The sequence below is a fragment of the Myroides injenensis M09-0166 genome (genome assembly GCF_000246945.1).
Taxonomy (GTDB): domain Bacteria; phylum Bacteroidota; class Bacteroidia; order Flavobacteriales; family Flavobacteriaceae; genus Flavobacterium; species Flavobacterium injenense.
Genome location: NZ_BAEX01000002.1, coordinates 39,958 through 51,761, shown reverse-complemented (window position 1 = coordinate 51,761; position 11,804 = coordinate 39,958). Strand labels below are relative to the sequence as shown.

Genomic DNA, 11,804 nt, shown 5'->3' with positions numbered 1-11,804 from the left:
AACTACTTACTCAATATAAAAATTACTTAGCAAAAAACTATTTAGACCCTAATAACAATATTTCAGAAACTATAATCTCAGTAACATAGCGCTTATTCCCTTCTTTGTCTTCAAATGATCGATTGTTTAGCTTGCCTTCTACAGCGATCTCTTTTCCTTTAGTAACAAACTTTTCCGCAATCTCAGCTGTTTTGCCCCACAATACAAGATTATGCCACTGCGTACTTTCTACTCTTTCGTTCTTATCATTGTAATAAACGTCGTTTATTGCTATCGACAAAGTAGCTTTTACACTTCCTCCATCAAATCTTTTAACCTCTGGATCCTGCCCAACGCGACCAATTAACTGAACTCGATTTTTTAATGAACTCATAAAATTATTTTTTAGATTAACACTCTGTTAAGTTAAACAAAATAAACAACCTTTATCTCTCTAAAACTCCCTTTGTTTCTGCATTATTTGTATAATATTCACACATACATTCTTTATAATACTTTGATTTCTTTGTATCTTGCAGAAAAAAATTTATGGATATTGAAATCAATAAAGTAGAACTAAGAAATCTTCAAATCGATGATTACTTAGAACTAAAAAAATCGATGCTTGAGTCTTACCAAGAATTAGAAGATCCATATTGGGACAAAGATGAAATAGAAAATCTTTTAAGAGTATTTCCAGAAGGACAATTAGTAATTCTAGTAGATGATGTTGTTGTAGGATCAGCCTTGTCTTTAATTATAGATGAAAAACAAGCAATGTCTGCTCACACCTATGAACAGATAACGGGTTACTCTACCTTTAATACACATAACATTAATGGAAACGTTCTATATGGAATAGACGTATTTATTCATCCAAAATACAGAGGTTTAAGATTAGGACGTCGTCTATATGATGCCCGTAAAGAGCTATGTGAGCAATTAAATTTAAAATCAATTGTCTTTGCAGGTCGTATTCCCAACTATTCAAAATACGCCGAAGAATTAACTCCAAAACAATATCTCGAAAAAGTTAAAACAAAAGAAATTCACGATCCTGTAATGTCTTTCCAGATGGCAAATGACTTCCACATGGTTCGTTTAATGCGCAACTATCTAGAGGGAGATATTAGCTCAAAAGAATATGCTGTATTACTTGAGTGGAACAACATCTATTACGAAAAAGATATCCAGCTAATCAACGCAAAGAAAAGTGTCATCAGATTAGGGTTAATACAATGGCAAATGAGACCTCTAAATGATTTAGAGGAATTCTTTGACCAAGCAGAGTTCTTTATTAATGCTGTATCAGATTATGAAAGTGATTTCGCTATGTTCCCTGAGTTGTTTACTGCTCCATTAATGGCAGACTACAATCACTTGTCAGAAGCAGATTCAATCAGAGAGTTAGCAAGATTTACTGACCCTATTCGCAAAAAATTTCAAGAGTTTGCTATCTCTTATAATATAAACATTATCACAGGTAGTATGCCTTACTTAATTGATGGGACACTATATAATGTTGGTTTCTTATGTAAAAGAGATGGTACTTATGAAATGTATTCTAAAATACATATAACACCTAATGAAGTATTCTATTGGGGAATGAAAGGTGGCTCTAAAATACAGACTTTTGACACAGACTGTGGAAAAATTGGTATTATTATCTGTTATGATGTGGAGTTCCCAGAGCTATCAAGATTGCTATCTGATGAAGGTATGGATATACTATTTGTCCCTTTCTTAACTGATACGCAAAATGGTTATACACGTGTACGTAACTGTGCTGCTGCAAGAGCAATAGAAAATGAATGTTATGTAGCTATTGCAGGATGTGTGGGTAACTTGCCTAAGGTGAATAATATGGATATTCAGTTTGCTCAAGCTGCTGTATTTACGCCATCAGATTTTGCCTTTCCTACAAATGGTGTAAAAGCAGAAGCTACACCAAATACAGAGATGACCTTAATTGTCGATGTTGATGTTGACTTATTAAAAGAGTTACATGAACATGGTAGTGTAAAAATATTGAAAGATAGAAGGCTAGATTTATATGAAACTAGAAAAAAGAATAGTTTATAAAAAAGAAGTCTATCATTAAAATAAGGGCTATTTACAATGAGTAAATAGCCCTTATTTTTTTATAAATACCAATTAGCACCTATTAAAAATCTCGCTTTCTCAGTTAATCAAAAATGGCTATCATCCGTAGTAATAATTACATTCACGAGTAATTTTACACATAATGGCAAGATAGTTGCAAATGAGATATTGTTAATCAATCGAAAGTAATAATGAAAAAAACGAGTATTTTCTTACTGCTTACTGCATGCTTATTATTGACTGTAAGTTGCTATAAAGAAGAAGAATTAGATACTAATGCAGATATCACAGGTGCTTATATCCCTAAAGAAAGTCAACGAACAGAACCTTCAATAACTAACACCTCCGTAACTTTTAAAGTAAAATCAAATGTAGATGTTACTAAGCAATCTCCAGTTTTTACACTTTCGCCAAATGCTACAATAACACCAGATAACGGCATTACAAGAGATTTTAGTAAATCTCAAACTTATGTTGTCACTGCCCAAGATCAAAGATGGCAAAAAACATACACTGTAAGTTTTACAAGTGATGAGTTAAGCACTTTTTACAACTTCAACAATTATGAACTTGTGGACAAAAATAGATATCATCAATTTTACGAAATTGGATCTAATGGCGAACATTTATATATATGGAAAAGTGGTAATCAAGGGTATGCAACATTAGCTGGTTCTACCCCACCACAAGGATACCCTACTAGTGCAATACCAGGACGTAATAATGGATATGCTGTAAACATGCAAACTATAAGTACAGGGAAAGTAGGTGCATGGGATAACAAACCCATAGCTGCAGGTAATTTATTTATTGGAGATTTTAAACTTAACAACTTGTTTCCTTCTAAGTCAACAAAGTTTGGCGAACCATATAGTGGAGATTTACCAAAAGCACTAAGAGGTGTATTCAAATACAAAAAAGGTGAGAAAGTAACAGATAAATTCAACAATGAAATTAAAGGAGCAGTTGACACATTCGATATCTATGCAATTATATTTGAAAAGAGAGATAAAAATAATTATTTAGAAGGTGATCATGCCTTCAAAGATACACGTATGATAGCACTTGCTAGAATTAACCCAGAACAACGTATAGAGACAGATAATTGGACTGAATTTGAAGCTCCATTCCTATTACAAGATGGGAAAACCTTTAACCCAAAAGAAGAGTATATGTTAACTATAGTGATGAGTTCGAGTATAGAAGGAGAGAAATTTATAGGTGCTGTAGGTAGCACACTAATTGTTGATGAAATAGAATTAGTATATGAGAAGTAAGATTCAAAACCAGATAAAAAAAACGTTATGGGTATTGATCCTATTTATAGTTTTTCAGCCTATTAGTCTTGCGCAAGATAATGAAGGTATAACTACTAATTTCTTTACTAAGAATATTGATTTTCAGATAAGAGCACAATTTAGTATAGGAGGTAGTAGCCCATTAGGTATGCCTGTAGAAATTAGAAGAATTAATAGCTATAACCCTACTCTACAACTAGGACTAGAAGCAAATGCTACTAAGTGGTTTAATGATAATCAAAAACTTGGCTTAAGGGCAGGTTTAAGATTTGAAGGCAGAGGTATGAAAACAGATGCTAAGGTAAAAAACTACCTTACGCAGATTGATGGCGAAGAAGGTAAGCAAGTAAGAGGATACTTTACAGGAAATGTAAAAACAAATGCTAAAAATACTTATGTAACATTTCCCATCTCACTAGTTTATAATACTACAGAAAACTGGAACATCTTTGGAGGCGTCTATTTATCTGCGTTAATTGATAAAGATTTTACAGGATATGTCTATGATGGAGTACTTAGAGATGGAGATCCTATCGGTAATCCAATAGAATTTGAAGGAGAAGCTAGAGGTAATTATGATTTTTCAGAGAATCTAAACCGCTTTCAATGGGGTGCACAATTCGGGACTGAATGGAAAATGAATAGTCATTTTAGATTATTTGGTGAACTTGACTGGGGATTAAATGGTGTATTCAAAAAAGATTTTGACGCAATATCATTTAAGATGTATAGTATATATTTAAACTTAGGCTTCGCTTATCAATTTTAATTTCAGACTTTTAGACATAAAAATCACAAATACATACAAAAAAATAGAGGTATATCAGACGATGTACCTCTGTTTTTTTATATTCTACCTTCACATAATTGATAATTACTTGTAAAATCAACCATTTCAATAAGACTTATATTAAATAGTTTTAAAAAAATCACTAACTACAACATAAAAACATCAAAAAAGCGAACTCTATTAGAAAACTCATTAAGTACTAAAAATTCAGTAACTTTGCAGATTCGAAATATTTTTATTTTGTACTTAAAAATAAAAACTAACTAAAACAATTTCAATAGTTTAAAAATTTAAACAATAACTAAATGATGTACCCTATGAGAATAAATTACTTATTTATTTCGCTATTAACTTTAGTTGGGATAACTTTTTCATCCTGTATTAAAGATGAAGCTGAATCTATGGAATCAGACATCGTTACAGCTACGATAGCTGATGCTGATGATTTACTAAAGACAGATCCTGTTTTCACTACAAATACAATTACTTTTAGATTAAAGAAATCACTTACAGATTTTGAATTTGCACCAATATTCACTTTGTCAGAAGGAGCTACTGTTTCTCCTGATAGTGGAACAGTGCTTAACTTTTCAGAACCGCAAACCTATACTGTTACCTCGCAAGATGGTAGATGGAAAAAGAATTATAAAGTAACTTTCATCATTGATGAATATCTCACAAAATATTCTTTCGAAAACATTACTACAGTTGTAACTGATCAACCAGAAGGAATTTATCACGAATTCATAGAATTATCCCCAGATGGAAAATCAAAAGTAGACTGGACAAGTGGTAATCAAGGTTATAATATCTTGGCTGAAACACTTTTAGAAGACGATGAAGAATTAACGCCTAGTTTCTATCCTACGTCACAAACGGAAGATGGATATATTGGTAAAGGTGTAAAATTAGTTACAAGATCTACTGGATCTCTAGGAGGTATGTTTGGTTCGCCAATTGCAGCAGGAAATCTTTATTTAGGTGTTTTCAATTTAACTTTCCCAGCAATTAGATCAACTAAATTCGGAATACCATTCCAGGAAAAAACATTACCTCAAGAGGTAACTGGATACTTTAAATATAAAAAAGGAGATAAGTTCGAGATTAATAATGGTGATGGTTCTAAGTTAAAAGAAGATACTTGGGATGCTTATGCAATTGTATTTCAAAGATATAAAGATTCTGAATTTGAAAAACTTAATTCAATTGAAGATAAAAAAGAAAAAGACAAGTATAAAGCTAAGCTAAACTCTTATTTACCAGGAGATCACAACTTTAATGATGAAAGAATCATTTCTATCGCTAGAATTAGTAAAGAAGATCGTATAGAAACGGACAAATGGACCAAATTTAGCATTCCATTCAATAAAGTAAATGATAAGGAATACGATCCTGAGCATAAAGAATATATGATAACTATCGTATTTAGTGCTTCATTGGAAGGTGACTTATTTAATGGTGCAGTAGGAAGTACCCTTTACATAGATGAAGTTGAGATTGTCACTAATGATGATAATGAGGTTAAATAAATTCTGGACTATAACTCAAATTTTTGACTAAATGAAAATATTAAAATATATCACTATAGCTCTTGTTTTCTTCACAACAATCATGAGCGCACAAGAGAAAGCTAGTTTCACTAATGATGCTACAAATAAAGAAGTTTCTTTCTTTAAAAAGAATATGAATTATCAATTACGTGCACAATTTAGTATTGGTGGTACGAGCCCTCTTGGAATTCCAAAAGAGATTAGAAAGGTGGAAAGTTATAATCCAACATTACAACTAGGATTAGAAGCAAATGCTACAAAATGGTTTTCTGACGAACAACAATGGGGAATTCGTTTAGGTGTACGTTTCGAAGGAAAAGGTATGACTACTAAAGCTCAAGTTAAAGGATACTTAACTGAAATTATACAAGATGGGCAAAAGGTTAGAGGATACTATACAGGAAAAGTAAAAACAACAGTAAAAAATACTTATATAACTTTTCCAATTTCTGCTGTATATAAAATTAACCACAAGTGGAATGTATATGGAGGAGTGTATTTCTCTGGTTTAATAGATAAAAATTTTGATGGATACGTGAGTGATGGTTACTTACGCCAAAATGTTCCTAATGGACAAAAAATCACTTTTGAAGGAGATAGCCAAGCTGCCTATGATTTTTCTGAAGAAGTAAGAAGATTTCAATGGGGAACACAATTTGGTGGAGAATGGACATTTAATCAACATTTCAAGCTATTTGCAGATATGACGTATGGCTTTAATGGTGTACTTAAAAGTGATTTTGATGCAATATCCTTCTCAATGCATAATATTTATCTAAATCTTGGATTTGGATATCAATTCTAAATAAAACTAAACAAGGCATCTTATTTAATAATAAGATGCCTTGTTTACTATCTGTAACGAAAATAATATGAAATACAACTACTTTATTATTTCGCTGTTGTTATTTATTGGACTGGCTTTTTCATCTTGTATAAAAAGCGAAGAATTAAATACTGAAGCGGACATAGAAACAGCTATTATTCCTGCAGAATATACAAAGCTTCCAACACAGATCACAAATGAGGAAGTAACTTTTTTTGTTAATGCTTACGCAGATATTACAAATATTGCTCCCGAATTTACAGTAACAGAAGGTGCAACTATAGAGCCTGCTAGTGGTACAAAGCGAGATTTTACTAAACCACAATTTTATACCGTTACATCACAAAATAAAGCCTATACTAAGACTTATATTGTTAGTATGATTAGTACTGAGTTTTCAAAAAAGTATTCTTTTGAAGATGTTGAAGTAAGTAGCAATGGTGCTTATTATGAATGGTATGAAAAAGCAGATAATGAAAATAGGATAAAATTATGGGCAACAGCAAATGCAGGTTTTAACTTAAGTTATTTATTTGCTTCAGGAAAACCTAATAAAGATAATTTTCTTACAACAATAGAACCAGAAGGTAAAATAGGAAAAGGAATAAAGCTTCAGACACTTAAAACTGGAAAAACTGGGGCGAAAACAGCACCAATATCTGCTGGAAACTTATTTTTAGGAATTTTTGAAACAAATATTTCTAAACCAATTGAATCTCCACGATTTGGAATAAATTGGAATGACGAACCACTAAAAATAACTGGATACTACAAGTATCAAGCCGGTCCAAATTTTGAAGTAAATGACAAAGAAGGAAAAACAAATTTGACCAAAGATACTTTTGATACCTATGCAATTTTCTTTAAAAAAGATCATGAGAATGACTATTTAAAAGCAACTCATGACTTTAAGTTTCTTGATGATTTAGACTCAGATCCAAGAATCATTTCATATGCTCGAATTAAACCAGAAGAAAAAATAGAAACTGAGGAGTGGACACGATTTGAATTACCTTTTATCAAACTTCCAGGCAGAGTAATTGAAACAGACCAACAATATATGTTAGCAATAGTATTTTCTTCAAGTTTAGAAGGTGCTCAATACAATGGAGCAATTGGAAGTATATTGTGCATAGATGAAGTAGAAGTTATTACTGAAAAAAAATTAGATAAGAAATGAAATTGAAACATATTATAACCTTTCTATCAGTATTGTTCTTTTACAATATTGCAGGAGCTCAAACGATAAATGAACAAAATAATAATTCATTTCATAGTTTTTTTAAACAAAGAATAAATTATCAGGTGAAAGCTCAATTTAGTATTGGTGGGGCAAGTCCTTTAGGGTTACCAAGCGAAATACGTAGTGTGGATAGTTACAATCCTACTTTACAAATGGGGCTAGAAGCAAACGCCACTAAGTGGATTTCGGAGGATGAAAAATTTGGAATTCGCTTAGGAATTCGCTTTGAAGGTAGAGGGATGAAAACTAAAGCCACTGTAAAAAATTATCTAATAGAAGTAAATACAGATAAAGGACCAAGTAGAGGATATTTTACTGGAAAAGTACAAACAACAGTAAAAAACACTTATATAACATTTCCAATTTCTGCAGTCTATCAAATTTCAAACAGATGGAACTTATATGGAGGGATGTATTTCTCTGGCTTAATTGATAAAGGTTTCGACGGTTACGTTTCAAATGGTTATTTGAGAGAAAACACACCTACAGGGTTAAAAGTAGTATTTGAAGATGAAGCTTCTGCTGATTATGATTATTCTGATGACTTAAATAAATTTCAATGGGGATTTCAAGCAGGAGGTGAGTGGACTTTAAACCAACATTTCAAACTTTTTGCTGATTTAAATTATGGTGTGAACCAAGTATTCAAAAGTGATTTTGATGCTATATCATTCTCAATGCATAATATTTATCTAAACCTTGGATTTGGATATCAATTCTAAATAAAACTAAAACAAGGCTTGCAGTTGCAAGCCTTGTTTGTTTAAAATTATTTCTTCAATACTTCATCAGCTACTTTACTAGTGCCATCTATTTCATCTTGAATTTCCAAACCTAAAATATTAGTAATAATAGGATAAACATTTACATTCTCAAATGACTCTACTTTTACACCATTTTTGAATTGTGGTCCAGAAGCAAGGAATATCGCATGCATTTCCTTTACTGTCTTTGGGTCAAATCCATGACTACCCGCTAGTTTTCTATTTGTAAAGTAATAAGGAGGTTCTGCGGTAATAACAATATCCCCTACTCTACCAAATCTATCATGCTCTCCTCCAAAATTATATTCCTCAGGTAATTCAGCATTTTTATAGACCTTCATATATTTAGTCTTAGCGGCTTTTTTGATTTTATTATACCATTCGTCAATTTTACTTTTATCATTAACAAAAACGCTCATATACGTACCATTGCTAACTAATTTTAATTCATCACCTTTCAATTTTAGAGGAAATGACAATAACTTCTTTTGATTTAAAGCTAACATTCCATGATCAGAAACTACTACAAAGTTTACTGGTAAATTAGTCTTACTAACTTCTGCTACTAACTTTTTAATTGATTCATCTGCAAACTTTACAGCTTCCTCTGTTTCTTTTGCATCTGGACCATATTTGTGACCAGCGTGATCAACTTCTGGCAGATAAAAAGTAATGAAATGTGGACGCTCTTCACTTGGTAAATTTAACCAATTAACTACTTCTCCAATACGATCATCCATAGATGATTTCTCAGAATAAGCATAGTAATAAGAAGGTAATGTTTCTTTAATATCTGCTTCAGATCCTGGCCAATAATAACATGCTGAAAGCATTCCTTGTTGTTCAGCTAACACCCATAGAGGAGTACCACCGTACCATTCTTTATTTTTTACTGCTTTTGCATTACCTAAAGAATAACGTGCATCCATTTTAGGATCGTATATTCTGTTTCCCACAAGTCCATGGTGAGCAGGATACATTCCTGTTACTATAGAATAGTGATTTGGAAAAGTTACAGATGGGTAAGAAGGTAACATTGATTCTGCTCTGACTCCTTGCTCTCCTAATTCCTTTAAAAATTCTGCATTATACTTTTCAATATAGTCATAACGAAATCCATCTATAGAAATCAGAATAACATAAGGCTTTTCTTCCTGCTTTGAATCATTTTTGCGATTTTCAATTACCAATTGTTTCTCTTTGTCTTGTGCTACACTTGGAGTGATTAAAGACAATGAGAATAAACTTACAAGGGATAAGATTAGTTTATTCATAATAATTTGTGTTTTTTACATTTTCAAATATCCTGAGATATATTTACGCATACAAAGTAAATACGTAATTTTATAACTATTTTAAACTACATATTAAATTTTATGAAAAGAATAGGAATTTTAGGATGTGGATGGCTTGGTTTGCCGCTTGCCAAAACACTTCTAACACAAGATAAAAAAATAAAAGGTACAACTACTTCACCAGCAAAAATAGAATTATTACAAAACAATGGAATAGAAGCATATACACTAGATTTGTACGAAGATAAAATAGACAAACTAGATACTTTCTTGCAAAATCTTGATTGCTTAATTATAACTATTCCACCATTTAGAGGTGAAGACGAGCCTACTTACGCAAAGAACTTTAAAAAACTATTACCCTTCATTGAAAAGCATAACATCAAAAATGTAATAATGATGAGTTCAGTATCAATTTATGCTCCTTCTAATGAGGTTATCACAGAAGAATTTAAAGAATATTCTCAAGAACCAACCGCCAAACAAATAATAGATGCTGAAAATGTTTTGCTTAATACTCCTTTGATAAATACATGTATTTTACGATTAGGAGGACTATATGGAGAAGACAGACGACCTGTAAATTATATCTGTAAAAAAGAGTACTTAGATAATCCTGATATGCCTATAAATATGATTCATTTGGATGATATTATACAGTTTACAGAGAAAATAATCAATAAAGGTTTTGAAGGAAATCATATCTATAATATTGTCTCTCCTTCATTCAACAGCCGCTTTGATTATTATAATCAACAAGCAAAAGAATGTAATCTTGTTCTGCCTACTAATGGTGAAAACGATTTAAGCACTTTTAGAAAGATTTCTGGAGCTAAAATAGCTGAAGTTACGAATTCAAACTATTTACATTAAATCAATAAAAAATTGCATCTATTTAAAAGTACGCTAATTTTTTAGAATATTTTTTTTAGTTCCATTTCTCTATTGATTAAATACTCTTTTTAACTTAAAAACTGTAAATATTTTTAATATTTCGTATATTGTAGCAAGTATGAAAGCCTATAACCTATGAAAAAAATACTATTCCCAACAGACTATTCTGAAACCGCTAATAATGCTTTTAAATATGCATTACAATTGGCAGATAGTAAAAATGCAGAACTATATGTCTTACACGTATATGATCCTCCAATAATATCAGGACCTATTAGCCCTTCACTAGTTGATAATGTAATTAAGAGAAATGATTTTGAAAAACTTGAACAATTACATGCTAATAGCCCAATTTTAAAAACATTGCGTTCTGAATTGAATTTAGATCATGTAGAGGTTTTTTTCAAAGTAAAAGAAGGATTACTAATACCAGAAATACAAAATGCGATAGACCAGCATGATATTGATTTTGTAGTAATGGGAACTGATGGTACAAATGCAAGTTTTCATAAAAAAATATTAGGAACGAATACGATTAATACTATTACTAAAGTAAAAGTACCCGTATTAAGTGTACCTAAAGAAGCAACGTACAAGCCTGTAGAAAAAATCATTTTCACTTCCCTTTTTTCTGAAGAGGAAGAAGAAACACTAGATCAACTAGTAGATGCAGCAGAAAATCTAGGGGCAACTATTAAATGTGTCCATGTTAAGCAAAAAAATTGCGAGTCATGCGTCAAAGTTTATGACCGTTGGAAAGAGAGATACAAAGGAAGACCAGTATCTTTTCATGTATTTACCTCTGATAATATAGAAAAGTCTATAATGGACTTTATTCATAGTGAAGAACCAGTAGATATGGTCGCTACCATTCAACGTCCTAAATCTTTCTTTGAAAGCATTTTACAAAAGAGTACTACTCAACATTTGGCAAAGCATTTAAAAGTTCCGTTTTTCGTATATAAAGCAGAAAAAAACAGTAAAGAATTTGAGTAAAATATATAAAATAAGGAAGGCTACCTCTCGGTAGCCTTCCTTATTTTATATTAGTAGCCTTTAAAA

Annotated in this window: 11 protein-coding genes; 9 read left to right on the top strand and 2 right to left on the bottom strand. The window is 31.4% G+C overall.

Going from position 1 to position 11,804, the window contains the following annotated elements; translation table 11 throughout:
* Positions 1-37: 37 nt before the first annotated feature.
* Positions 38-373 (bottom strand): single-stranded DNA-binding protein, encoded by a 336-nt coding sequence (locus RH98_RS00720; RefSeq protein ID WP_010249413.1) that lies wholly within the window; start codon positions 371-373, stop codon positions 38-40.
* Positions 374-528: 155 nt separating this feature from the next.
* Here RH98_RS00720 and RH98_RS00715 point away from each other — a divergent pair, with 155 nt between their 5' ends.
* The 7 genes from RH98_RS00715 to RH98_RS00685 all read left to right on the top strand — a co-directional run bounded on the left by RH98_RS00715 (position 529) and on the right by RH98_RS00685 (position 8,511).
* A complete protein-coding gene (locus tag RH98_RS00715; RefSeq protein WP_010249412.1) occupies positions 529-2,061 on the top strand; it encodes a bifunctional GNAT family N-acetyltransferase/carbon-nitrogen hydrolase family protein in 1,533 nt (510 codons plus the stop codon).
* A 212-nt stretch (positions 2,062-2,273) separates the two neighbouring features.
* Positions 2,274-3,359: a PCMD domain-containing protein gene (locus tag RH98_RS00710; RefSeq protein WP_010249411.1), complete on the top strand. Its 1,086-nt coding sequence runs from the start codon at positions 2,274-2,276 to the stop codon at positions 3,357-3,359.
* Complete coding sequence (locus RH98_RS00705; RefSeq protein WP_010249410.1) at positions 3,349-4,149, top strand: porin family protein; 801 nt, start codon at positions 3,349-3,351, stop codon at positions 4,147-4,149. Before RH98_RS00710 ends, RH98_RS00705 begins: the two co-directional genes overlap by 11 nt.
* Before the next feature lie 338 nt (positions 4,150-4,487).
* Positions 4,488-5,699 carry a PCMD domain-containing protein gene (locus tag RH98_RS00700; protein WP_026038650.1) on the top strand — a complete coding sequence of 404 codons (1,212 nt, stop codon included), beginning with the start codon at positions 4,488-4,490 and terminating at the stop codon, positions 5,697-5,699.
* A 31-nt stretch (positions 5,700-5,730) separates the two neighbouring features.
* On the top strand, positions 5,731-6,525 hold the full coding sequence (locus tag RH98_RS00695) for a porin family protein (protein ID WP_026038649.1): 795 nt from the start codon (positions 5,731-5,733) through the stop codon (positions 6,523-6,525).
* 67 nt (positions 6,526-6,592) lie between these two features.
* Positions 6,593-7,726 (top strand): PCMD domain-containing protein, encoded by a 1,134-nt coding sequence (locus RH98_RS00690; protein ID WP_010249390.1) that lies wholly within the window; start codon positions 6,593-6,595, stop codon positions 7,724-7,726.
* Positions 7,723-8,511: a porin family protein gene (locus RH98_RS00685; RefSeq protein WP_010249388.1), complete on the top strand. Its 789-nt coding sequence runs from the start codon at positions 7,723-7,725 to the stop codon at positions 8,509-8,511. Before RH98_RS00690 ends, RH98_RS00685 begins: the two co-directional genes overlap by 4 nt.
* A gap of 47 nt (positions 8,512-8,558) precedes the next feature.
* Here the strand turns inward: RH98_RS00685 and RH98_RS00680 are convergent, their stop codons facing one another.
* The gene (locus tag RH98_RS00680) at positions 8,559-9,827 is read right to left on the bottom strand and encodes an alkaline phosphatase family protein (protein WP_010249386.1); all 1,269 of its coding nucleotides are present in this window, start codon (positions 9,825-9,827) and stop codon (positions 8,559-8,561) included.
* A 102-nt stretch (positions 9,828-9,929) separates the two neighbouring features.
* On the opposite strand from RH98_RS00680, the gene RH98_RS00675 reads away from it, so the two are divergent.
* Together RH98_RS00675 and RH98_RS00670 are read left to right on the top strand one after the other, a co-directional pair.
* Complete coding sequence (locus RH98_RS00675; RefSeq protein ID WP_010249384.1) at positions 9,930-10,721, top strand: NAD(P)H-binding protein; 792 nt, start codon at positions 9,930-9,932, stop codon at positions 10,719-10,721.
* A gap of 156 nt (positions 10,722-10,877) precedes the next feature.
* Positions 10,878-11,738 carry a universal stress protein gene (locus RH98_RS00670; RefSeq protein WP_010249382.1) on the top strand — a complete coding sequence of 287 codons (861 nt, stop codon included), beginning with the start codon at positions 10,878-10,880 and terminating at the stop codon, positions 11,736-11,738.
* The last annotated feature ends 66 nt before the right edge of the window (positions 11,739-11,804 follow it).